Annotated in this window: 27 protein-coding genes; 19 read left to right on the top strand and 8 right to left on the bottom strand. The window is 71.5% G+C overall.

Translation table 11 applies throughout. From position 1 onward, the window contains the following. The first annotated feature begins 46 nt into the window (after positions 1-46). Together QP939_RS47310 and QP939_RS47305 are read left to right on the top strand one after the other, a co-directional pair. Positions 47-505, top strand: coding sequence for a hypothetical protein (locus tag QP939_RS47310; protein ID WP_285453450.1), 459 nt, complete (start codon positions 47-49; stop codon positions 503-505). 4 nt (positions 506-509) lie between these two features. Then, positions 510-677: a hypothetical protein gene (locus QP939_RS47305; protein WP_285453449.1), complete on the top strand. Its 168-nt coding sequence runs from the start codon at positions 510-512 to the stop codon at positions 675-677. Here the strand turns inward: QP939_RS47305 and QP939_RS47300 are convergent. The 3 genes from QP939_RS47300 to nhaA all read right to left on the bottom strand — a co-directional run bounded on the left by QP939_RS47300 (position 674) and on the right by nhaA (position 4744). Further along, positions 674-1594 carry an NADP-dependent oxidoreductase gene (locus tag QP939_RS47300; RefSeq protein WP_285453448.1) on the bottom strand — a complete coding sequence of 307 codons (921 nt, stop codon included), beginning with the start codon at positions 1592-1594 and terminating at the stop codon, positions 674-676. The genes QP939_RS47305 and QP939_RS47300 overlap by 4 nt on opposite strands. Positions 1595-1719: 125 nt before the next feature. Further along, complete coding sequence (gene pdxR / locus QP939_RS47295) at positions 1720-3129, bottom strand: MocR-like pyridoxine biosynthesis transcription factor PdxR (RefSeq protein WP_285453447.1); 1410 nt, start codon at positions 3127-3129, stop codon at positions 1720-1722. Between the two features lie 202 nt (positions 3130-3331). Then, positions 3332-4744 (bottom strand): Na+/H+ antiporter NhaA, encoded by a 1413-nt coding sequence (gene nhaA / locus QP939_RS47290; protein WP_285453446.1) that lies wholly within the window; start codon positions 4742-4744, stop codon positions 3332-3334. Between the two features lie 84 nt (positions 4745-4828). Between nhaA and QP939_RS47285 the strand changes: the two genes are divergently transcribed. From QP939_RS47285 to QP939_RS47250, 8 genes are all read left to right on the top strand, one after another. Further along, a complete protein-coding gene (locus tag QP939_RS47285) occupies positions 4829-5332 on the top strand; it encodes a DsbA family protein (protein ID WP_285453445.1) in 504 nt (167 codons plus the stop codon). 157 nt (positions 5333-5489) lie between these two features. Beyond that, the gene (locus QP939_RS47280; RefSeq protein ID WP_285453444.1) at positions 5490-5918 is read left to right on the top strand and encodes a hypothetical protein; all 429 of its coding nucleotides are present in this window, start codon (positions 5490-5492) and stop codon (positions 5916-5918) included. Position 5919: 1 nt separating this feature from the next. Beyond that, positions 5920-6261 (top strand): GNAT family N-acetyltransferase, encoded by a 342-nt coding sequence (locus QP939_RS47275; protein WP_285453443.1) that lies wholly within the window; start codon positions 5920-5922, stop codon positions 6259-6261. An 11-nt stretch (positions 6262-6272) separates the two neighbouring features. Further along, positions 6273-6866, top strand: a complete 594-nt coding sequence (locus QP939_RS47270) for a GNAT family N-acetyltransferase (protein ID WP_285453441.1) — start codon at positions 6273-6275, stop codon at positions 6864-6866. A gap of 27 nt (positions 6867-6893) precedes the next feature. Next, complete coding sequence (locus QP939_RS47265; RefSeq protein ID WP_285453439.1) at positions 6894-7760, top strand: aldo/keto reductase; 867 nt, start codon at positions 6894-6896, stop codon at positions 7758-7760. Between the two features lie 26 nt (positions 7761-7786). Beyond that, positions 7787-8671 (top strand): MFS transporter, encoded by an 885-nt coding sequence (locus tag QP939_RS47260; RefSeq protein ID WP_285453437.1) that lies wholly within the window; start codon positions 7787-7789, stop codon positions 8669-8671. Then, entirely contained in the window at positions 8578-9195 is a 618-nt protein-coding gene (locus QP939_RS47255; protein ID WP_285453435.1) for an MFS transporter, read from the top strand. The genes QP939_RS47260 and QP939_RS47255 overlap by 94 nt, the downstream gene beginning before the upstream one ends. Positions 9196-9579: 384 nt before the next feature. Continuing rightward, positions 9580-10017, top strand: coding sequence for an RNA polymerase sigma factor (locus tag QP939_RS47250; protein ID WP_285460002.1), 438 nt, complete (start codon positions 9580-9582; stop codon positions 10015-10017). 5 nt (positions 10018-10022) lie between these two features. Here the strand turns inward: QP939_RS47250 and QP939_RS47245 are convergent, their stop codons facing one another. Then, positions 10023-10967 (bottom strand): NADP-dependent oxidoreductase, encoded by a 945-nt coding sequence (locus QP939_RS47245; protein ID WP_285453434.1) that lies wholly within the window; start codon positions 10965-10967, stop codon positions 10023-10025. Between the two features lie 88 nt (positions 10968-11055). Between QP939_RS47245 and QP939_RS47240 the strand changes: the two genes are divergently transcribed. After that, complete coding sequence (locus QP939_RS47240) at positions 11056-11475, top strand: MmcQ/YjbR family DNA-binding protein (RefSeq protein WP_285453433.1); 420 nt, start codon at positions 11056-11058, stop codon at positions 11473-11475. Here QP939_RS47240 and QP939_RS47235 read toward each other — a convergent pair. Then, positions 11433-12179 carry an SDR family oxidoreductase gene (locus tag QP939_RS47235; RefSeq protein ID WP_285453432.1) on the bottom strand — a complete coding sequence of 249 codons (747 nt, stop codon included), beginning with the start codon at positions 12177-12179 and terminating at the stop codon, positions 11433-11435. The genes QP939_RS47240 and QP939_RS47235 overlap by 43 nt on opposite strands. 92 nt (positions 12180-12271) lie before the next feature. Between QP939_RS47235 and QP939_RS47230 the strand changes: the two genes are divergently transcribed. The 6 genes from QP939_RS47230 to QP939_RS47205 all read left to right on the top strand — a co-directional run bounded on the left by QP939_RS47230 (position 12272) and on the right by QP939_RS47205 (position 17493). Further along, a complete protein-coding gene (locus tag QP939_RS47230; protein WP_285453430.1) occupies positions 12272-12937 on the top strand; it encodes a DNA-3-methyladenine glycosylase family protein in 666 nt (221 codons plus the stop codon). A gap of 98 nt (positions 12938-13035) precedes the next feature. Further along, the gene (locus tag QP939_RS47225) at positions 13036-14232 is read left to right on the top strand and encodes an MFS transporter (RefSeq protein ID WP_285453428.1); all 1197 of its coding nucleotides are present in this window, start codon (positions 13036-13038) and stop codon (positions 14230-14232) included. 285 nt (positions 14233-14517) lie between these two features. Further along, positions 14518-15375, top strand: a complete 858-nt coding sequence (locus QP939_RS47220; RefSeq protein WP_285453427.1) for a hypothetical protein — start codon at positions 14518-14520, stop codon at positions 15373-15375. Between the two features lie 62 nt (positions 15376-15437). Next, positions 15438-15956 (top strand): carboxymuconolactone decarboxylase family protein, encoded by a 519-nt coding sequence (locus QP939_RS47215; RefSeq protein WP_285453426.1) that lies wholly within the window; start codon positions 15438-15440, stop codon positions 15954-15956. Between the two features lie 55 nt (positions 15957-16011). Next, on the top strand, positions 16012-16806 hold the full coding sequence (locus tag QP939_RS47210) for an isocitrate lyase/PEP mutase family protein (protein WP_285453425.1): 795 nt from the start codon (positions 16012-16014) through the stop codon (positions 16804-16806). A 39-nt stretch (positions 16807-16845) separates the two neighbouring features. Beyond that, positions 16846-17493, top strand: a complete 648-nt coding sequence (locus QP939_RS47205; protein ID WP_285453424.1) for a nitroreductase family protein — start codon at positions 16846-16848, stop codon at positions 17491-17493. A 57-nt stretch (positions 17494-17550) separates the two neighbouring features. On the opposite strand, the gene QP939_RS47200 is transcribed toward QP939_RS47205, so the two are convergent. The 3 genes from QP939_RS47200 to QP939_RS47190 form a co-directional block, all read right to left on the bottom strand. Continuing rightward, complete coding sequence (locus QP939_RS47200; protein ID WP_285453423.1) at positions 17551-17988, bottom strand: GNAT family N-acetyltransferase; 438 nt, start codon at positions 17986-17988, stop codon at positions 17551-17553. Positions 17989-18008: 20 nt separating this feature from the next. Beyond that, complete coding sequence (locus QP939_RS47195; protein ID WP_285453422.1) at positions 18009-18638, bottom strand: TetR/AcrR family transcriptional regulator; 630 nt, start codon at positions 18636-18638, stop codon at positions 18009-18011. A 157-nt stretch (positions 18639-18795) separates the two neighbouring features. After that, positions 18796-19425 (bottom strand): TetR/AcrR family transcriptional regulator, encoded by a 630-nt coding sequence (locus QP939_RS47190; protein WP_285453421.1) that lies wholly within the window; start codon positions 19423-19425, stop codon positions 18796-18798. Between the two features lie 156 nt (positions 19426-19581). Here QP939_RS47190 and QP939_RS47185 point away from each other — a divergent pair, with 156 nt between their 5' ends. Together QP939_RS47185 and QP939_RS47180 are read left to right on the top strand one after the other, a co-directional pair. Beyond that, positions 19582-20199 carry a TetR/AcrR family transcriptional regulator gene (locus QP939_RS47185; RefSeq protein WP_285453420.1) on the top strand — a complete coding sequence of 206 codons (618 nt, stop codon included), beginning with the start codon at positions 19582-19584 and terminating at the stop codon, positions 20197-20199. Between the two features lie 9 nt (positions 20200-20208). Then, a complete protein-coding gene (locus tag QP939_RS47180) occupies positions 20209-20823 on the top strand; it encodes a TetR/AcrR family transcriptional regulator (protein ID WP_285453419.1) in 615 nt (204 codons plus the stop codon). The last annotated feature ends 106 nt before the right edge of the window (positions 20824-20929 follow it).

Here is a 20929-nt window from a genome sequence, read left to right as displayed (position 1 = left end):
CGTGTCAGGGTGAACCCGAGCGAGGAAGAAGGAAGGTGACCACGCCATGACGACGGACGTAGCGGTGCCGGAGACCGCCGAGACCTGGGTGCTCCCGGAGGTCCGCCGGCTGCGTCTGGACGCGGAACGGGTCTGGGAAGCCGCGGCGGCGCACCGCTGCCTGGCGGTCGAACTGGAGACCGGCACCGAAGCCGATGGTCTGTACCGGGCCAAGACCCAGCGCGTGCTCGCGGAAGTGGCCTCGTGCCACGCGATGGCGTACCAGGAACTGGCGGCGGCCGCCGAATCCCGTGGCGAAGCCCGGCAGTACCCGCGTCACACTCCACAGTGGACGCGGCTGGTGGAGGAGTCGTTCGCGGCGATCCGCCGGGCGGAGGCCCACCACGAGCGAGCGGCGGCCCAGTCGGCGAGCGCGGCGGGCGACGAAGCGGCGGCCCGACGGCACACGGCGGCCGCGGAAGAAGCGGACCGGCGTGCCTTGGCACCGATGAAGCGCACCGCCTGACCGGATGCGGCGGAACCGACCGGCACGGCTGGCCGGGTTGTCCGCGGTGGTGGGCGACCTGCCAGCCGGGGTCCCGGCGCCCGGCCACCCGGCCGCCGAGCCGGCGCAGCACGAACGGGTCAGGGCGACCCTCGCGACCGCCCTGCTGCGCCGGCATGGCCGCGGTGCCTAGGACTCGTCGACCACCACGATCGGCTTCCCGCCGCCTTGCCGTCCGGTGCTGAACGCCTTCGGTGCCTCGGACAGCGAATGGCGCGACCCGACCAGCACACGCAGACTGCCTTCGCGCACGAGCGCCACCAGCTGGGCCAAGCGAGCCCGGTCCGGTTCCACCACGAAGAACACCGACCGCCCGTACCGCGGCTCGAACTCCGGTGGGGCTGCGATGGTGACCAGCGTGCCACCCGCGCGCACCAGGCCCGCCGACCGCACGCCGATCTCCTCGCCGAACACGTCGAGGACCACGTCGACTTCGCCGACGTCCTCCAGCTTCTCGTTCTCCAGGTCGACGAACGCGTCCGCACCCAGGTCGAGGGCGACCTCGCGGTGGTGGGCGCGGCCCGTGCCGACCACCGTCGCACCCGCTCGCTTCGCCAGCTGCACCGCGATCGAGCCGACGCCGCCCGCCGCGCCGTGGATCAGGACCGTCTGGCCCGCCTGGAGGCGGCCGTGGTCGAACAACGCCTGCCACGCCGTCAGCCCGGAGATCGGCAACGCGGCGCCCACGGCGTGGTCGACGTCGGACGGCAGCGGCGCGAGGTTGCGCGCCTCGACGGCGGTGAACTCGGCGAGCGAGCCGTCGCGGGTCCAGTCCGCGAGCCCGAACACGCGCTGCCCGACCGTGAGCCCGGTCGTGCCGTAGCCGAGCTCGGTCACGACCCCCGACAGCTCGTGCCCGGGCACGCTCGGGGTCCGGTCGCGGCCCGCCCGGTCGGTCCAGGTGCCCGGCCACTCCAGCTCGCCGGGGGTGAAGCCGGCCGCGTGCACCCGCACGATGACGTCGTTCTCCGCGGCGTGCGGGGCCGGGCGGTCGGTGAGGGTCAACCCTTCGACCCCGGCGGCGGGGTCCTTGACGATGATCGCTTTCATGCTGAGTCCTCGTGGTGAGCGGGCAACGGGTGGCCGCGGGCGTTCGCCGGCCTGTCCGCGAGGCTAGCTCCGGTCCGGCCCCGCACCTGGGTCCACTTGGGACGCGCGAGCGGGGACCACTCGGCTCACGCGAGCGCGCGAACCAGCGATTCGAGCACGCCCGACCACCCGCTCGGCGACGGTGCCGCGAACCCGATCACCGCGCCGTCGCGGTCCGAGGCGGCGCCGGGGTGCCGGAAGAAGTCCAGGGGTTCGACCGTCAGCTGCTCGGCGGCGATCCGGCGCACGAGTTCGCTGCCCGAGCGCCCGGGCTGTTCGAGCAGCACGTGCAAACCGGCGGCCGTTCCCGCCACCCGCACGTCCGGCGCCTGCCGGGCGAGCGTTTCGACCAGGTGCCGGCGCCGGCGGCGGTACTGCGCGCGCATCGCCCGGATGTGCCGGTCGTAGGCGCCCGACTCCACGAACTCGGTCATCGCCAGCTGGTTCACGAACCCGACGGTTTCCTCGGTTTCCCCCTTCTGGGCGACGATCGCGTCGACGAGCCGGTCCGGCACCACGAGCCAGCCGAGGCGCAGGCCCGGCGCGAGCGACTTGCTCGCGGTGCCCAGGTACAGCACGTGATCGCGGTCGAGGCCCTGCAACGCGCCGACCGGCGACCGGTCGTAGCGGAACTCGCCGTCGTAGTCGTCTTCGACGATCAGCGCGCCGCGCCGGCGAGCCCACTCGACGATCGCCGCCCGCCGGTCGTAGCGCAGCGCGACACCCAGCGGGAACTGGTGCGAAGGGGTGAGGAGAACGGCACCGACCGCCGGTAATCCGTCCAGCACGGACGGGTCGACGCCGTCTGCGTCGACGGCCAGGGGCACGGTTTCGAGCCCGGCGTCGGCCAACGTGCGGTGCTGGGTCGGCAGGCCGAACTCCTCGACCGCCACCCGCGTCACCCCGGCCGCCGCGAGCGCGGCCGCGACGAGCCGCACGCCCTCCGCGGCACCACTGCACACGACGACGTTGCCGGCGTGCGCGCGCAGCCCGCGGGCCCGCGTGAGGTACCGGGCGAGCGTGTCGCGGAGTTCGCCCCGGCCGTGGGGATCCGTGTAACCGAACGCCTCGAACGGCACGGCGCCGATCGACTTCTTGACCGCGCGGATCCACTCGTCGCGGGGGAACGACGACAGGTCCGGATGCCCGGGCCGCAGATCGTGCCCCGGCCGCGAGCGGGTGTCGGCGGGCCGCGGTTGGTCCTCGACGAATTCGGCCACCCGGTCCGAAACCTTCGTGCCGGACCCCTGCAGCCCGGTGAGCCAGCCCTCGTTGATGAGTTCGGAGTAGACCCGGACCACCGTGTTGCGGGCGACCTGGAGGTCGGCGGCCAAGGCGCGGCTCGACGGCATCCTGGTCCCGGGCGCGAGCCGGCCGGCGCGGATCGCGTCGCGGACCGCGTCGGTGAGGCTGGCCCGCACGTTCCCGTCGAGCCGCCCCAGGTGCAGGTCGAGGCCCGCCGTCCGGGGTCGGCGCTGCGCCGCTCGGTCGCTCACGGGTCAACGATAATGGCTGCTCACGATGCCGCCAGTGCCCGTAGCGAAGTCGGCGCCGGTGTCCGGCATGGCCAGCCGGGGTCCCGCGCCGACGTCTTGAATGAGTCATTCAGGACCTCCGAAGACCTGAATGACTCATTCAAGACCTTTGACGAGCCGGGCCGCGGTCGCCGAACGGCTCCGGCCGATTTCGATGCGGGCGCTAGGCCAAGCTGGGATCCAGCCACGGGCCTTCGGGCAGCGCCGGGAGCGCGAACTGCTCGTCGAAGGAGCACAGCGGGAGGCGCTCGCCGAGGAACCGCAGGACAACGGACCCCAGTACCGCCGCGCAGAGGGACCCACCGAGGACGCCGACCTTGGCCTGCTGCTGCAGCGCGGGGTCGGCGAACGCGAGATCGGTGATGAACAACGCGATCGTGAAACCGATTCCGGCCAGCATCGCGCCGCCGACGAGGTGGCTGTAGCGGACGCGGCCGGGCAGGGTCGCGATCCCGGTCCGGAGCGCGATCCCCGCGCCCAGGGAGATGCCGAGGGTGTTGCCGGCGACCAGGCCGACGGCGACGCCGAGGGTGACGGGGGAGGACATCGCCGACCGCAAGGCGGCACCGTCGAGGTGCACCCCGGCGTTGGCCAGGCCGAACGCGGGGATGATCGCGAAGGCGCTGATCGGGTGCAGGATCGCCTGCAGACGCTCGTTCGCCGAAAGCGTCGCTTTCATCGCGGTGGTGGCGAGCCGCACCCGCGTCGAGTCCGCGCGCTCGATCACCGCCCGCCCGTAGAGACGGAGGCGCTCGCGGGCGTGCCGGTCGACCTCGCCCGCCGGCACGAGCAGGCCGATCAGCACGCCGGCCAGGGTCGGGTGGACGCCGGACGCGTCGACCGCCACCCACAGCCCGGCGCCGACGACCAGGTACGGCGTCAGCCGCCACACGCCCAGCACCCGCAGGGCGAGCAGCGCCAGGACCAGCCCCGCCGCCGCGGCGAGCGCCGCGACGGACACGTGGTGCGTGTAGAACACGGCCATCACCGCGATCGCCCCGATGTCGTCGCCGATCGCGAGCGTGAGCAGGAAGAGCCGCAGCTGGTCGGGGCAGCGGGGCCCGAACAGCGCCAGCACGCCGATCAGGAACGCGGTGTCGCTCGACATCGGGATGCCCCAGCCCGCGGCGGCCGGGCCGGAACCGGCGAAGGCGAAGTAGATGATCGCGGGCATGGCCAGCCCGCCGAGCGCGCCGCAGGCCGGGACGACGATCGAGCGCAGGTCGTGGAGCTCGCCGACGGACACCTCACGGCTGATCTCCAAGCCCACTACGGCGAAGAACACGACCATGGCCACGTCGTTCACCCAGCCGCGCAGATCCAGCGTGAAGTGCGCGCCGCCGGCCTCCACGCCCGCCTGGACACCCCAGAAGGCGTCGTAGCTCGCCCCCGCCGCGTTCGCCCACACGAGCGCCACCACCGTGGCGGCGAGGAGCAGGACGGCGCTGCCGGCTTCGGTGAGCAGGAACCGGCGCAACCCGGCTGTCACGTACGGCAGCGGGGTGTTCACGCGGCGGGCCATGGCCGGCAGCTGGGGGAGGAGACCTTCGGTGAACCGGCTCGAGTCGGGCTTCACAGGCCGAGTATGCCTGACGGGCAACGGGTACCGTCGGACGAGCACTGTCCCGATTGGACCCGTCGTGCCGTGGAGGGATCGCCTGTGACGACACCGAACGAGGTCGATCTCGACCGCCACGTGTACGGCAATCCGTCGGCTTCGGTGACCGTGGTGGAGTACGGGGACTTCGAATGCCCGTACTGCGCGGCGGCGGCACCCGAGCTGCGCAAGCTGGTCGACGGCTCGGACGGCTCGATCCGCTTGGTGTTCCGGCACTTCCCGATCTTCACGATCCACCCGTACGCGCTCACCGCGGCGCTGGCCGCCGAGGCGTCGGGGGAGCTGTTCTGGGAGATGCACGACTTGCTGCTCACCCACCAGATGGAGCTGACGGACGTCCACCTGCGGGCCTACGCGGCGCGGATCGGGGCGGGCGAGGTCACCGGCACCGCCGTGCAGCGGTTCCGGCCCGCCGTCGTGGCCGACTACACCTCCGGGGCCGAGCTGGGCGTCCGCGGCACTCCCGCGCTGTTCGTCGACGGCCGCGTCTACCGGGGCCGCGTCAGCTTCCCGGCCCTCCGCTCGGCGGTGCGGCCGCAGTCGTGATCGAGTTTTAGGTGGACCTTCCAGTCCGGTTCTTGTCGTGATCTGACCGACAATAGCCGTCGTTTCGCGACACAGACTGGACTAAATAGTTCTCTTCGGGGCATGATGAGCGCCGGAGAACGAAGCCGCGCCGAGCGGTCGCGAGAAGGGCCACCACGTGACTGAGCAGCCGGGTTTCGCGGCGAGGTCCGCCGGGGCCCTGAAGCTGTCGTCGGCCGTCCTGACCACCGACGGCGGCGACCACCTGGCACCGTGGGAACTCTCGATCAGCGCGCAGGTGCTGGGCGAAACCGAGATCATGCTCGCCACGACCCACCGGCCGGGCGGGAGCGCGGCGGACGGCCGCCACGAACTCCACGTCAACGGGGTCCTGCTGAGCATGATCCCGGACGTGCTCCACCTCGCCGGCCGCGGTGTGCCGCGGACCGGGTCCTGCACCCTGACGTTGACCTTCTCCGAAGGGGGCGCCGTCGGGAGCGAGTGGACCACGACGTTCGAAGTGCCGAGTTCGCCGCTCGAAGATTCGACCTGGCACCTCACCGTGCCCTTCGGCCGCAATGCCGGAAGAAGACCTCAGGAGAAGTGAAATGACCGCCGAGATGGACGTCCGCCGCAACGGCGACACGGGATCGTACGAAGCCGTGGTCGACGGGCAGGTCGTCGGCATGATCGTCTACCACGTCCCGCGCGGTGGGCAGCGGGTGACGTTGAGCCACACGATCGTCGAACCCGGGTACCGGGGCCGGGGCATCGCGTCCCGGCTCGTGAAGCACGCACTGGACGATGTGCGCAGCCGGGACCAGAAGCTGACCAACTACTGCACCTTCGTCGCGGACTACATCGCCGACCACCCCGAATACAAGGACCTGGTCGACGACCGGTTCCCCGGGCGGGCCACGGTGCCCGACCGCGCGCCACGCGAACGTTGAGGGGTGCGGAGTTGCCCCGGGCATCGCACGCGGTCGAAATCGACGGACCCTCGATCCGGACCGCTCGCCTCCACCTGACCCCGTGGACCACCGCCGACGCCGAAGCGGCCTTGAGCATCTTCGGTGACGGGGAAGTGGCCCGGTGGCTGGCACCGGCCATGGACCGGGTGCCGGACCTGGCCGCCATGCGGCGGCTGCTCGACAGTTGGGGCCCGGCCGCCGAGCCGCCGGTCGGCCGGTGGAAGGTCGCCGAACGCACCGGCGGGCGCGTGGTGGGCGCGGTCTCGCTGCTGCCGTTGCCGCCCGACGACATCGACCTCGAGGTCGGCGTCCAGATCGCCCGGGACCGGTGGGGCCGCGGTTACGCCGGTGAAGCCGGCGACGCGGTCGCCCACTACGCGTTCGAGGCCGGTGTGGACGAGATCTTCGCCGTCGCGCGTCCGGCGAACCGGCGTGGCGCGGCCGCCGCTCGGCGGATGGGCATGGACTGGGTCGGGCAGACCGGCAAGTACTACGGCACGAGGCTCGACGTGTTCCGCCTGCGCCGGTACGACCTCGACGTGCCGGGCGGCCTGGCGCCGCCGGAAGAACCCACCGCAACCTGACCGACGCACGCCGAAAGAGAAACGACCATGCCCGGAACCCTTCCCGACCGATGCGGTACCTACTCGATCGGCGGACACGAAATCACCCGGCTCGGGCTCGGGACCGCTCAGATGAGCGAGTCCGGCGTCTGGAGCCATCCCGAAGACGCCGCCGAGGCCAAGCGTGTCCTCCGGGAGGCCGTCGACCTCGGGGTGAACCTCATCGACGTCGCCGAGTCGTCCGGGCCGTTCGACTACGAAGAGCTGATCGCCCAGTCGCTGAGCCCGTTTCCCGACGATCTGCTGCTGATGATCAAGGGCGGGCTGCTCCGGACGCCCCAAGGGGAGTGGGAGCCGTTGCCGCGGCCTTCGTTCCTGCGGAAGCAGATCGAGACGCGGCTGTGGTACCTGAAGCTCGACCGCATCCCGCTGTTCCAGCTGCACGGGTTCAGCCCGCACGCGCCGATCGCCGACCAGCTCGGCCTGCTCACCGAGCTGCAGCGCGAGGGGAAGATCGGGCGGATCGGGCTGGCCGAGGTGACGCTGGCGGAGCTGCGGGAAGCCGGTGAACACGCCGACATCGCGACGGTCCAGGCCGAGTACAACCTCGTCAACCGCGCGGCCGATCCGCTCGTGGACTACGCGGAGTCGGCGGGCATCGGGTTCATCCCGTGGCTGCCGCTGGCGACCGGCGCACTGGCCACTGTGGACGGCCCGGTGGCCGGGACGGCCCGGCGGCGCGGTGTCTCGCCCGCCCAGATCGCGCTGGCCTGGCTCTTGAACCGCTCGCCGGCGATGCTGCCCACCCCCGGCACGCTCAGCGTCCGGCACCTGGCGGAGAACGTGGCCGCGGCCGACATCCGGCTGACGGCGGCCGAAGTCGCCGACCTCGATCGGGTGGTGCCCCGGCCGTAACGGCCAGCACGTGGAGGGGGCTCAGCGTGACCGGTTCGGAAGCTGTCCTGTCGCGACCGGCGGGCTTTCCGATCCGCTCCCGGCAGGGCCGCCGGGTTCTGGTCGCGACGGTCCTCGGCGCCAGCATCGCGGGCATCGACGCGAGCGTCGTGACCGTCGCCCTTCCCGACATCGGCCGGGACCTGGGCGCGAGCTTCGCGTCGCTGCAGTGGACCGTGACCGGGTACACGCTCAGCCTCGCCTCCCTGATCCTGCTCGCCGGCGGGCTGGGGGACCGGTACGGGCGCAGGCGGATCTTTCTCGCCGGTGTCGCGGTTTTCACCCTCGCCTCGGTGCTGTGCTCGGCCGTTCCCGACGTGCGAACCCTGGTCGGGGCGCGAATCCTGCAGGGCGTCGGCGGTGCGCTGATGGCGCCCGCGAGCATGGCCATCCTGCAGTCGACGATCGCGCCCGGCGACCGCCCGGTGGCGATCGGCACCTGGTCCGGCTTCGCCGGGATCGCCGGGGTGCTCGCGCCGTTCGCCGGCGGGTGGCTGTTGTCGCTCGGGTCGTGGCGCTGGATCTTCCTGATCAACGTGCCCGTCGCCGTCGTCGTGCTGGTGGTGAGCCTGCGCCACCTCCCGGAGACCCGCGACGAAGGTTCGTCCGGAATGGACTGGGGTGGTTCGGCGCTGGCGTTCGCGGCCCTCGCGGCGGCGACGTACGCGTTGACCGTGCTGCCTGCCGACCCCACGCGGCCGTGGGGCTGGGGGAGCGCGGTCGTCGCCGTCGGCGCGGGGCCGGCTTCGCCTGGTACGAACGGCGAACGCCGGCGCCGATGCTGCCCGCGGCGGCACTGGGGTCGAGGCCGTTCGTCGCCATCACCGCGATCACGTTCGTCATCTACGGCGCGTTCGCCGTGTTCTCCCTGATGTTCACGATCGCGCTCGAGACGGTCGCCGGGTACAGCCCCGTCGAGGCGGGCGGCACCATGGTGCCGGTCACCGTCCTCAGCCTCGCGCTGTCGAGGCTCAGCGGCAGGCTCGCGGCCCGGATCGGGCCCGGACCGCAGCTGACCATCGGCCCCGTGCTGTGCGGCACGGCGGCGCTGCTGGCCTTGCGAGTGGGGCCGGAGACCGGGTTCTGGAGCGTCGCGATCCCGCTCGAGTGCGTCTTCGGCCTCGGGACCGCGACGATGGTGGCGCCGTTGACGTCCGTCGCCCTGTCCTCCCTGCCGGGCGGCCACGTCGGCGTCGCGTCCGCGGTCAACAACACCGTGGCGCGCACCGCCGGCCTGGTGTGGGTCGCGGGTCTTCCCCCGCTGGTGGGGCTCACCGGTGATTCCTATACGCAGGCGGGGGAGTTCCTGCCCGGTTACCGGCTGGTGTGCGTGGTCTGCGCCGCCGCCATGTTCGTCTCGGGCGCCATCGCCGCGGTGGTGAGACCGGCGCCATAATCTGGACTTTTTAGTCCTGTTTTGCTAAAAATGGCAGTGGCCCCAGGCGCTTGCCCGGCTGATTCGAGCGGGTGCCGAAGATCGATCGTGGAGAGGGGAGGCGGCATGACGTCAGGTGTGTTCCACGTCCGGTCGAGACGCACCACCGGCACCGAGCCGAAACCCCGGTTCGCATGACCACCTCGGAAGTGGACGGTCGCGTCCTGGTCGACGGGCGGAGCTTCGACCCCGAATCCGCGAACTGGGTCCGGGAACTCAGCCCGGGCAGCCCGACCTTCGAAGCCGCCTGCCGCCGGCTGTACGCGATGCTCTTCAAGATCGCGCGGGGAGAGACCGTCCGCAGGTCGCCGGCCCTGCGGCTGACCGGCCCGGAAGCTCGAGGACCTGGCCCACCAGGCCGCCGCCGACGCGCTCATGCGGATCACCCGCAAGATCGGCGAGTTCCGCGGCGACGCGCAGTTCAAGACCTGGGCGTTCAAGTTCGTCATCCTCGAGGTGTCGACGAAGGTCGGCAGGCACTTCTGGCGCGACCACCGCGTGTTCCCCGACGGCGGCGAGACCGACCGGGCCCCGGCCGCCGCCGGCGACGAACCGTTGCGGCAGGTGGAGGCCAACGAGCTGCGGGCCGCCCTCGGTGACGCCATCGAGAACGCGCTGACCGAGCGCCAGCGGACCGTCTTCGTCGCGCTGGCCATCGACAACATCCCGATGGACGCCCTCGCGGCGAAACTGGACACCAACCGCAACGCCATCTACAAGGCGATGTTCGACGCCCGGCGCAACATCCGCGCCCACCTCGTGGCCCACGAATTCCTGTCCTGACCCGGCTACGGGCGGACGCGGATGATCGTCTTCCCCTTCTTGCGCCCGGCCGGGTTGAAGGCGGCGACGGCGTCGTCCAGGGCCGCGATGGTGCCGATGTTGGTCCGCACCCGCCCGTCGCGGACCCGCCGCACGATCTCACCCAGCTGCGTCCGGTCGGCCTCGACCACGAAGTCGATCGTGCGGCCTTCGGCGGGCCGGACCTCGGGCGGGCCGGCGATCGTGACCAGCGTTCCGCCGGCCCGGACCAGGCGCGCCGAGCGTGCCCCGAGGTCGCCGCCGAACACGTCGAACACCAGGTCCACGCCGCCGACGTCGGCCAGCTCGTCGTTCTCCAGGTCGACGTACTCGTTCGCCCCGAAATCCCGCGCGGTGTGCGCGTCGGCCGCGCGCCCGGTGCCGATGACGTAGGCGCCCGCCTCGCGCGCGAGCTGCGTCGCCATCGAGCCGACGGCGCCGGCCGCGCCGTGCACGAGGACACGTTGTCCCGCCTCCAGGCGGCCGTGCACGAACAGGCCCTGCCACGCGGTGAGGCCGGACATGACCACGCCCGCACCCGTGGTGAAGTCGACGTCGCCGGGCAGCGGCGCCAGGTTGCGCGCCTCGACGACCGCGTACTCCGCCAGTGTTCCGTCGCGAGTCCAGTCCGTCAGGCCGAACACCCGCTGGCCGACCGACAGCCCGGCGGCGCCGTAGCTCAGCGCGGAAACCACGCCGGCCACCTCGTGCCCGGGGATCGACGGCGTCCGGTCGTGGCCGCGGCGGTCGACCCAGGTCGAGGGCCACGACAGCTCGTCCCAGGTGAACCCCGACGCGTGGACCTCGACGACCACGTCACCGTAGTTCGCCCCGGAGAGGTCGGCCAGCTTCGCCACGTCCGGATCGGGACGCTCCGCCAGCGTCATCCCCGCCCGGCCCGCGGCCTCGTCCGTCACCACGATCGCCTTCATCCGGTCCACTTCCCTTCGTGCTGTTGTCCGGTTGCAGCTACTATGGACTACTTAGTCCACTCAGGTCCACCCCGAAGGAGCCGAGCACATGGACGGACAGCAGGTGCAGCGGATCGCCGGTGACCGCGCCGCGGGTCTCCCGGACGCCGACCTCGAGCGGCGGTCCGACCCCGACTGGGACCTCTGGAAGGTGCGCGGGAAGGTCTTCCTGCTCATGACCGACCTGCCGGGTCACCCGGTCGTGGTCCTGAAGGCCGACCCGGACCACGCCGCGGCCCTGCGCGAGCAGCACGCGGACATCACTCCCGGCTATCACATGGATAAGAAGCACTGGATCACCCTGACGGGCGGCGGCACCGTCGACGAGGAGCTGGTCGAGGAGCTCGTGCTCGACTCCTACCAGCTGGTGGTCGAGGGGCTGCCGCGGTCGCGGCGGCCGGTCGTCCCGGGCCCCGTCGGCCGCGGTCAGATGGCCAGCCCGGCGCCGCCCGACACGACGATTTCCTGACCGGTCACGTAGGCGGACTCGTCCGAAGCCAGGAATGCCACGGTCCCGGCGATGTCCTCGGGGCGGGCGAGGCGGCCGAACGGGTTCTGCTCCGCCATCGCCGTCATCGTCCCCGCGACGTCGCCGGTCTGCGTGCCGAGCGCGGTGCGCGTCATCGGGGTGTCGGTGAACCCCGGGCTCACCGCGTTGATCCGGATGCGGCGCGGGGCGAGCTCGAGGGCGAGGGTCGGGAGCATGGCCAGCATCGCGCCGTGCGACCCGGCCGCGACGCTGTTGCCGGTGAGGCTGCGGGTGGCGCCGATGCCGACGGTGACGATGACGGAAGCGCCGTCGGTCAGCAGCGGCAACGCCTTGGCCAGCGTGAAGAACTGGCCCTTGGTGTTGACGGCGAACACCTCGTCGTACGCGGCTTCGTCGTAGTTCTCCAGCGTCATCGGAAGGCTGACGCCCGCGTTCAGGAACAGCGTGGTCAGGCTCCCGAACCGGGCACCGACTTCGGCGATGACCTGGTCCGTGTCGGCGAGCGAGCGCGCGTCGGCCCGCAGGACGAGAACGTCCTCAGGCAGCTCCTCCCGCGCCCGGGCAACGCTTTCCGGGCGTTGCCCGGTGACCGCGACGCGGTATCCGCGGCCGTGCAGGGCCTCGGCGGCGGCCTTACCGATCCCGCTGGTGCCGCCGGTGATCAGGGCTGTGGGTGTCGACATGGTGGTCACTCCGTCCCGGGTGGTCGTCTTGCCGGGCATCATGCCGCAGAGTGGACTATGTGGTCCAGGTCTGCGACGCTGGAGCCGTGACCATGACTCGCACCGGGAAGCGTGCGACCGAGGAACAGCGGGCCGCCGCCGAGTACCTGGGCTCGCTCGACGACTCGCTGGCCCGGTGGGTGCGGTCGGCGGGGCCGATCGACGCCTACGAGACGCACCCGCCCGTCGAGGTGCGCGGCCCGCTCGAGTGGTTCGCCTTCGCCATCATTTCGCGGCAGCTGAGCAGGGCGAGCGCCGTCGCGATCCATCACCGGCTCGTCGAGCGCCTCGGCGGTTCCGTCACCGGGGAGCGCGTCGTTTCGGCCGGTGCGCAGGCCCTGCGCGACGTCGGATTGTCGCACCAGAAAGCCGAAACGCTCCTGGTGCTCGCCCAGCACGACGGCCTGCTGGATCCGGGCGTGCTCGCGACGATGACTGACATCGAAGTCCGGGCCGAGGTCGAGGCCCTGCCGGGGCTCGGGCCGTCGTCGGCGCAACGGTTCCTGTTGCACTACCTGCACCGGCCGGACGTCTTCCTGGCCAACGACCTCACCGTGCGCGAAGCGATCACGGCGCTCGACCAGCTGGACCACGCGATCACGCCGAAGGTCGCGGAGCGGCGAAGTGAACCGTGGCGGCCGTACCGGTCGTACGCGACGTCGTACCTGTGGGGCTACGCGTGGGAGCACTACCCCGTCGTGAGTGGCGATTCGGGTTAGAACCCTAATCGCCACTCACAACCACCAGCCGCCCACAGCGGGACGGTATAGTCCAATCTGAGGCCGCGGTCCGACCCCGGCGAGAAGGGCGTTGCCTGATGCGAGACGTGGTACCGAGAACCGGTGTCGCCCGGCTTTCCCGGGCCTTCCCGGCCGGGGTGGTGTCGCTCGTGGTCTCGTTCGCCGCCGTGGGTTCCACGATCCCGCTGTTCAACGTCTACCGGGCCGAGGAAGACTTCACCAACGCCGACATCTCGATCACCGTCGTCGCCTACTCCGTCGCGACTCTCGGCACGTTGCTGGTGCTGGGCCGGGTGTCCGGCCACCTGGGGCGGCGGCCCACGTCGATCGCGAGCCTCGGCCTGCTCCTGCTGGGGTGCGTGCTGCTGCTGGACGTGCACCACGTCGGCGTCCTGATCGCGGGGCGGCTCCTGATGGGCTTCGGTGCGGGCCTGGCCAGCAGCAGTCTCACGTCCTACATCGTCGATGCCGCACCGCCCAGACCGGCCTGGCTCGCTTCGGGGGCGTCGAGCCAGACGGTCATGCTCGGCCTCGCGGTCGGCGCCATCGGTTCCGGCGCGCTCGTGCAGTTCGGTCCCTGGCCGCGGGAGCTGATCTACCTCGTGGTGATCGGCCTGCTCGTGCTGTCGGCCGTGCTCATCTTCGTCAGCCCGGAGACCGTGACCCCGGCGCCGGGCGTCTGGCGATCCCTGCGTCCCCGGGTCCGCGTACCGGCCGGGGTCAAGCACCTGGTCCCCGTGGCGGCGGCGGTGTTGCTGGCGACCTGGGCGACCGGGGCGTTCTACCAGGCGTTCGTGCCGGCGCTCGTCGCGGACCAGCTCCACACGCGCAGCCCACTGGCACTGGGGCTGGTGTTCGCGGCGTACATGGGACCGAGCGCGCTCGGCGCGCCGATCAGCGGCCGGTTCGCGCCCGCGGTGGCGCAGCGGGCCGGCATGCTCGGCTTCCTGGCGGGCATGATCGGCATCATCACGGCGATCGCGACGGGCGCGCTGCTGCTGTTCTTCGCGGCGACGGTCGTCGCGGGGGCGAGCCAAGGCATCGCGATCAGCGCGGCCACGCGCGGCCTGCTGGCAGGCAGCGGCGTGGCGGACCGGGCCCCGATCTTCACGGTCGTCTACCTGCTCTCCTACTCCGGGGCGACGATTCCCGCCCTTGTCGCCGGTCAGCTGTCCACGACGTTCTCCCTCCCGCAGATCGCCGTGGGGTACGGCGTGCTCGCCCTCGTGGCCACGGTGTTCACCGTGGTCGCGGCCCGCGATCCGCGGCCCTGACGGGCTGGTCGGCGGAATGGCCGCGCGGGGCCCGGGGGCCTGGCCGGTCGTGTGGCCGAGGTCGAAGTCTTCGAGTGTGGCTGCGTGACCCTGTGCCGCGGTGCTCGCCCCGACACCTGGCCTCCTCGGAAGGGCTGCGTCCGGTGGTTGCGTCGGTGTGGCCGCCGGTGCCTGGCCCGTCGTGTGGCCAAGGTCGAAGTCGCCGACTGTGGACTGCCCGACCAGCGCCGCGGTGCACGCCCTGACACCCGGCCTCGTCAGCGGAACGGCCGCGCGCGGAGCCTGGTGACTGCGCCGCGGTGCGAGGCCGGGCGTGAGTTCGAAAACGCGGACCACCCGGTACCGGTGCGGTCGCCAGGGCCGGTAGAACCCTTCGACCTCCTCGTCGGCCAGGGGGCGGCCCGCGAGCGCCAGGCCGGTCATCCGGCCGAGGTCGAAGTCGCCCAGCGGGAGTGCGTCCGCGTCACCGAGCGCGCGGTGCCCGACCTGCGCCGCCGTCCACACCCCGACTCCCGGCATCGCCGACAGCAGCCGGTAGACCCGGGCGGGGTCGGCGGCGGCGCGTTCGAGCTTGCCCGCGTGGCGGCCGGCGAGCACGACCGTCCTCGAACGCTGCAGGTCGACTCCGGCTCGCCGCCAGTTCCAGATCGGGATCTTCGCCCACACCTCCGGGTGAGGCATGACCCGCATCGCGGCGGGAGCGGGGCCCGGCGCCGGCGTGCCGTGGGCGCGCAGCAGCCGGGTCCAGGCGGCCTGGGCGTCCAGGCTGACGACCCGCTGCTCGAAGATCGCGGGCACCAACGCCTCGAACACCCGGCCCGTGCGGGGGACGCGCAGGCCCGGCAGCCGGCGCCAAGCTCGCTCGAGAACGGGGTGGGCGGGCCGGAACTCCTCGGGGTGGTCGTGGGCACCCAGTTCGGCGGGGATGCGCTCGACGAGCTCGTCGGCGCCCGGGCCCCACGCGTCGACTTCCACGTCGTCGAGGCGGTGTTGCCGGATCCGGTAGGTGACCGGCCCGGCCGAGGTCGACGCCGTCCGCCACAGGCCGTCGGCCTCCTCGCGGTGGGCGGGATCGTGCCGTCCGCCGGCCGCGCGTCCATGATCTTCTCCCGGCTTATCTGTGGACTATTTAGTCCAGATTAAGCCGTAAGAGGCGACGTCGGGCCGACGCTCAAGACTCACACACCATCGGAGGTTGATTCACCGTGTCACGATTGGCCGTTCCCGAGGACGTCCCCGCCGAATCGCGGCAGATCCTCGAAGGGGTCGGCGCCCAGCTCGGCTTCGTCCCGGCGATGTTCACCCTCATCGCGTCGAACCCGGCCGTGCTCGAAGTCGTCGCCACCCTGCAGGGGAAGCTGAGCCGGGTGCTGGACGCGCGGACCCGGCACAGCATCGCGCTGTCCGTCTCGGAAGCCAACGGCTGCGACTACTGCCTGGCCATGCACACGCACGTCTCGTCCGAGTTCGGCGGGATGTCCGATGAGGACATCGCTTTGAGCCGCGCCGGGGGCTCGGTCGACCCCAAGCGCGCCGCGGCCGCCCGGTTCGCGCACCGGCTCGTGGACAGCCGCGGCCGCGTCAGCGATGACGACCTCGCCGACGTTCGGGCGGCCGGGTACACCGACTCGCAGATCCTGGCGATCGTCGCGGTCTCGGTGCAGGCCTTGCTCACCAACTTCATCAACAACGTCAACCAGACCGGCATCGACATCCCCGCCTGAGCGGCCGAACCAGGAAAGGTGCGAAATGCCGGGCTCCGCGCTCTATGAGCGATTAATGGCGCTGCACACCCGCGAAGGCGGCCTCGTCCTGCCGAACGCCTGGGACGGCCTCTCGGCTCTGCTCCTGGCCGACGCCGGTTTCGAGGCCGCCGCGACGTCGTCGGGGGCGCTGGCCGCCACCCTCGGCCGGCCCGACGGCAGGCACGAAGTCAGCCGCGACGAGCACCTCGAGCACGCCCGCCTGCTCGGCAGGCTCACCGGGCTGCCCGTGAACGGGGACTTCGAGGACGGCTACGGCGACACGCCCGAAGCCGTCGCGGTGACCGTCGAAGCCGCCGTCGAGCACGGCTTGGCCGGCATCGGGATCGAAGACACCACAGGCGATCCCGTCCGGCCCATCCGCGGCTTCGACGACGCCGTCGACCGCGTGCGCGCCGCCGTGGCCGCGGCCAAGCGGCGCATCGTCGTCACCGGGCGCACCGACAACTTCATCCAGGGCCGGCCGGATCTCGACGACACGATCCGGCGTCTGACCGCCTTCGCGGAGGTCGGCGCGGACGTGGTGTACGCGCCGTTCCCGCCCGACCTCGACGCACTCGGCGCGATCGTCACGGCGGTCGCGCCGACGCCGGTCAACGTTCTCGTGTCGCCCGCGGACAAGGTGCTGACCGTCGACGAACTGCGGCAGGCGGGCGTCAAGCGCATCAGCTTGGGCCCGTTCCTGTACGCCGGCGCGATGGCCGCACTCGAACGAGCCACGAAGGCGCTTGCCGCGGGCGACCTCGCGGCCGCCACCGCGGGCATGGGCTTCGACCGGATCGGCGAACTGATCGCCGGCGCCAAGCACTGACGTACCTCCACCACCACTCGGAAGAAGAGGCAGATCGCCATGGATCTCGACAAGCTCATGAACCAGCACCTCACGAGGGCGTTCGACGGCAGCAAGACGATTCCGGAGGAATCCCTCCAGCAGCTGCTGCGGTTCATGCGGTCGGCGCCGACGTCGACCAACATCCAGCCCAACCACTTCTACGTCCTCGCGTCGGCCGAAGCCAAGCGGCAGCTCGCCGACAACCTGGGGGAGCGGTTCCAGGACAACGGCGCGAAGATCCTGAACGCGTCGCACGCCCTCATCCTCACCACCCGGGCGGACGTGCCGGACAGCCACCTCGACGACGTGTTCGGCAAGGAAGACGCCGACGGCCGGTTCCCCGATCCGGCGAAGCGCGCGATGTGGCAGTACATGACGCGGGACTTCCTGAACCTGCGCAACTACGCCTACAAGGACCTCAACCACTGGATGGAAAAGCAGACGTACATGGTGATGGGGATGACCATGATGGCGGCCGTCGAACTCGGCTTCGACGCGACGCCGCTGGAAGGGTTCGACCCGACCAGTGTCGACAAGGCGTTCAAGATCCGCGAAACCGGGCACACCACGACCGTGCTGATGGCCCTCGGCTACCCCGACAAGGAAAAGGCCTACAAGGGCCCGATTTCGCGGTTCGACGCGGATCGCCTGTTCACCTTCATGTAGACCGGGGACGCTCCGGCTGCCCGCCCCGCCTCGTGGGGCGGGCAGCCCGGTGCGGGCTCAGTCCAGAAAGCGGTCGTAGCTGATGAAACCGCGGGCGACGGCCACCTTGTCGTAGAGGAGCCGGGCGCGTTCGTTGTCCTGCTGGGTGAGCCAGTAAAGCCGCGCCGCGCCGTGGTCGCGGGCGACCTGGGCGACGTACTCGATCAGGCCCCGCCCGGCACCGCGCCCGCGCTCGGTCTCCTCCACGAACAAGTCCTGCAGGTAACACGACCGCGCCGCCCACGGGTTGGCGTGGAACAGATAATGCGCGAAACCGACCATTCGCCCGCTGTCGAGCCGGGCCGCGCAGCCGAACACGTCCTCGGCCCGCCGCAGCCGCCGCCACGCCCGCTCGTAACCCTCGTCCGGGACTTCCGTGCGGTAGAAGTCCTTGTAGCCGCGCGCCAAGGTTTCCCAGCGTTCCCGGTCGGTTTCTTCGAGCGGACCGATCTTCATCATTCGTCCTTTGTCGACAGTTAATGCCCGCGGGGCGAGGAAGTGCCCGCCGGAGTGACCCGCAAATGCTCGAGCGACACGTCGAGCACCGTGGCCAGCTGCCCGGGGTCGCGCGTGGTCCTGGCGAGCAGGAACCCGCCCTGCAGCGCCCCCATGACGGCGGTGGCGATCGTGGCAGGGTCCACGCGGGAGTCGAGCTCCCCGCGCTCCTGGATGCGCCGGAAAGCTCCGGCGAGGAGGCCTTCCCACGCCGCGAACCCGGCGACCAGGGCGCGGTGCCCGCGGTCGTGACGCCCCGCGAGCTCGCCGATGAGGGACCCGATCGGGCAACCGCCGACGCCGCCGGTGACCTGGTTGTCCGCGACGAGCTTGTCGCGCCACGCCCGGAGGTCCGAGAGCGAGCGCACTCCGTCCAGCAACGCCTTCTGGTCGGTCAGCACGGTGTCCACCTGCGCGTGCACCACGGCCTCGATGAGGGCCTCTTCGTTCTCGAAGAACTGCCGGAGCTTCGGCTCGGGGACGTCGCTCGCGGCCGCGACTTCGGCGAGGGTGATCTCGCCCAGCGGGCGGTCGCGCAGGAGGTCGATCGAGGCGGTCACGGCCAGCCGGTGCGCGTCCTCGGCGTGCCTCCCGGTCCGGTCACCCGACATGCCCCGAACACTAGCGGACGGGCGCGCCGCGGTACACCTCGACCCGGGCAGTTTTTGGACGCTATCGTCCAGTGAAAGCGCTGAAGGGGACTTTCCTGGCATCTCATGAGCTGAAGGGGACGTTCGTCGCATCAGATGCGATGAACGTCCCCTTCAGCTAGGCGGTGCGGAAGGTGCGGATGTGGTCGATGGCCAGATCGAGGGTCTGCTTCATCGGCTCCGCCGAGCGGGCCATCCGGGTGAGGAGGTAGCCACCCTGCAGCGCGGCCACCAGGAACGTGGCGAGCTTGTCCGGGTCGGCGTCCGGCCGGAGCGCGCCCGAGGAGCGCATCCGGATCAGGCCCTCGGCCAGCAGTTCTTCCCAGATCTCGAAGTACTTCGCGAGCAGCACGCGGGCTTCTTCGTCCCGGTCGGCCAGTTCGGCGGCGAGTGAGCCGAGCGCGCAGCCGTGGACGCCGTGCGGGAAGGCGGCGCGCCGGACGATCGCGTCGCGCCAGCGTTCGAGACCGCGGATCGAGTTCAGCCGCCGCAGCTGGTCCCCCTGCTGCCCGACGAGCTGCGTGCCCCGCACCGTCACGACTTCGTGCACGAGGGCGGTCTTGTCGGGGAAGTGGTGGTACAGCTGCGACTTGCTGGTGCCGCTGGCGGCCCGGACGTCGTCGAGCGTAGTCGCGGCCACCCCCTTGACCTGCATGAGGTCGACGGCCGCCCGCACGATGCGGGACCGGGTCGCCGCGCCGCGCGCGGTCAGCCGGGTTGTCTGCGTCGTGCCCTCCGGTGCGTCCACGGCCGTCAGGTTACCGCACCGGAGGCCTTGAGCACGGTCAACAGCTGGACTGCACGGTCCATGATAAACCCGATGGTCAACAGCTTACGGAAGCATTACAAGCGACGTCCGCCGACGGTCTGCATGGACGCTATGGTCCAGTATACGGTGAGGTTCATGGTGGATCCACCCGGACGCCGGCCGGAGCCCGAGACGTGGCGACGCGTGACGTCCGCGGTGGCGGAGCTGCTGTGCCGACACGGGCCGCGGGAGGCGAAGCTCGGCGCGGTGGCCGCGACGGCGGGGGTGGACGAGTCCTGGCTGCGCGAGTCCTTCGCGGACGTCGGGGAACTCGTCGCGGAAGTGGTGCGCGGCCAGGTCCACGAGGTCTTCGCCGTCCCCGGCCACCGGCTGACCACCGCCGCCGGCCTCGACGACCTGTGCCGGTGGCGGGACGACGTCGTGGCCGCCTACCGCGCCACCCGGGTCCCGGCCGGATACCCGCTGGGCATCATCGCGCACGAGGCGACCGGGCTCGACGACCGCGTCGGCCGGGCGCTCGCGGCGCACCTCGCCCCCTGGCAGTCCGCGCTCGGGGACGCGTTCTCGCGGCTGCGCGACCGGGGCGCGCTCGCCCCGTGCGTGCCGCCGGCGGAGCTGGCGACCGCCGTCATGGGGGCACTCGTCGGCGCGATGGCCCGGTCCCGCGACGCGGGCCCGACGGACGAGGTGCTGGCACCGTTCGCCATGATGCTGCGCCACGTCATGTCCGTCTTCGCAGGTCCGGTGGGGTAGCCTGGCGGCGTGGCAGAACCGGAGCGCACGCGGTTGACGGCCCGGGGCGCGGCGACCCGAGCCCGGATCCTGGACGCGGCGGTCGAGCTGATGTCCGTGAAGGGCGCGACCGCGACCACGCTGGACGACGTCCGCGCGGCGAGCGGCACGAGCAAATCGCAACTCTACCACCACTTCCCGGACAAGGACGCTTTGGTCCAAGAGGTCATCGGCCGCCGGGCGCAGGACCTGCTCGCCTGGCACGAAGGACAGCTCAAGCGGCTGAACTCGATGCGCGGACTCGAGCGGTGGCGGGACGCGGTCGTCCAGCACAACGCCCTCCACAATGGCGCGTACGGCTGTCCTCTGGGTTCCCTGGCGAGTGAACTGTCCGATCGCAACGAACGAGCGCGCACCGAGCTGGCCGCGCATTTCGCGACGTGGGAAGGCCTGATCGCGGACGGCCTGGAACGGATGCGAGCCGCGGGCAAGCTGAGGCCGGACGCCGACCCGAGGCGGCTCGCGGTCGGGCTGATGGGGGCGCTGCAGGGCGGGTACCTGCTCGCCCAGACCAAACAGGACGTCACGCCGATGAAGATCGCACTGGACATGGCGCTCGAGGGCATCCGGGCGTTCCAGACCTGATCTGCGCCCCGGGCGTAAGACGCCGCGCGCATCGTACGCAGAACCACTGTCCCACCCGGGACAGCCACCGAACTCGGTGGCTCGCTGCTCGATGTGAGGCGGAGAA

The organism is Amycolatopsis nalaikhensis (genome assembly GCF_030264295.1).
Lineage (GTDB): Bacteria > Actinomycetota > Actinomycetes > Mycobacteriales > Pseudonocardiaceae > Amycolatopsis > Amycolatopsis nalaikhensis.
The sequence above is the reverse complement of the archived record's forward strand: the minus strand, read 5'-3'. Positions and strand labels throughout refer to the sequence as shown.

Excerpts from the sequence above, each read along its gene's own strand:
- QP939_RS47275 (WP_285453443.1), top strand. The coding sequence starts at position 5,920 with ATGACCGCCGAGATGGACGTCCGCCGCAACGGCGACACGGGATCGTAC.
- QP939_RS47305 (WP_285453449.1), top strand. The coding sequence starts at position 510 with ATGCGGCGGAACCGACCGGCACGGCTGGCCGGGTTGTCCGCGGTGGTG.
- QP939_RS47255 (WP_285453435.1), top strand. The coding sequence starts at position 8,578 with ATGCTGCCCGCGGCGGCACTGGGGTCGAGGCCGTTCGTCGCCATCACC.
- QP939_RS47310 (WP_285453450.1), top strand. The coding sequence starts at position 47 with ATGACGACGGACGTAGCGGTGCCGGAGACCGCCGAGACCTGGGTGCTC.
- QP939_RS47205 (WP_285453424.1), top strand. The coding sequence starts at position 16,846 with ATGGATCTCGACAAGCTCATGAACCAGCACCTCACGAGGGCGTTCGAC.
- QP939_RS47300 (WP_285453448.1), bottom strand. The coding sequence starts at position 1,594 with ATGAAAGCGATCATCGTCAAGGACCCCGCCGCCGGGGTCGAAGGGTTG.
- QP939_RS47230 (WP_285453430.1), top strand. The coding sequence starts at position 12,272 with ATGACTCGCACCGGGAAGCGTGCGACCGAGGAACAGCGGGCCGCCGCC.
- QP939_RS47245 (WP_285453434.1), bottom strand. The coding sequence starts at position 10,967 with ATGAAGGCGATCGTGGTGACGGACGAGGCCGCGGGCCGGGCGGGGATG.
- QP939_RS47235 (WP_285453432.1), bottom strand. The coding sequence starts at position 12,179 with ATGTCGACACCCACAGCCCTGATCACCGGCGGCACCAGCGGGATCGGT.
- QP939_RS47210 (WP_285453425.1), top strand. The coding sequence starts at position 16,012 with ATGGCGCTGCACACCCGCGAAGGCGGCCTCGTCCTGCCGAACGCCTGG.
- QP939_RS47225 (WP_285453428.1), top strand. The coding sequence starts at position 13,036 with ATGCGAGACGTGGTACCGAGAACCGGTGTCGCCCGGCTTTCCCGGGCC.
- QP939_RS47240 (WP_285453433.1), top strand. The coding sequence starts at position 11,056 with ATGGACGGACAGCAGGTGCAGCGGATCGCCGGTGACCGCGCCGCGGGT.
- QP939_RS47200 (WP_285453423.1), bottom strand. The coding sequence starts at position 17,988 with ATGAAGATCGGTCCGCTCGAAGAAACCGACCGGGAACGCTGGGAAACC.
- QP939_RS47185 (WP_285453420.1), top strand. The coding sequence starts at position 19,582 with ATGGTGGATCCACCCGGACGCCGGCCGGAGCCCGAGACGTGGCGACGC.
- QP939_RS47195 (WP_285453422.1), bottom strand. The coding sequence starts at position 18,638 with ATGTCGGGTGACCGGACCGGGAGGCACGCCGAGGACGCGCACCGGCTG.
- QP939_RS47265 (WP_285453439.1), top strand. The coding sequence starts at position 6,894 with ATGCCCGGAACCCTTCCCGACCGATGCGGTACCTACTCGATCGGCGGA.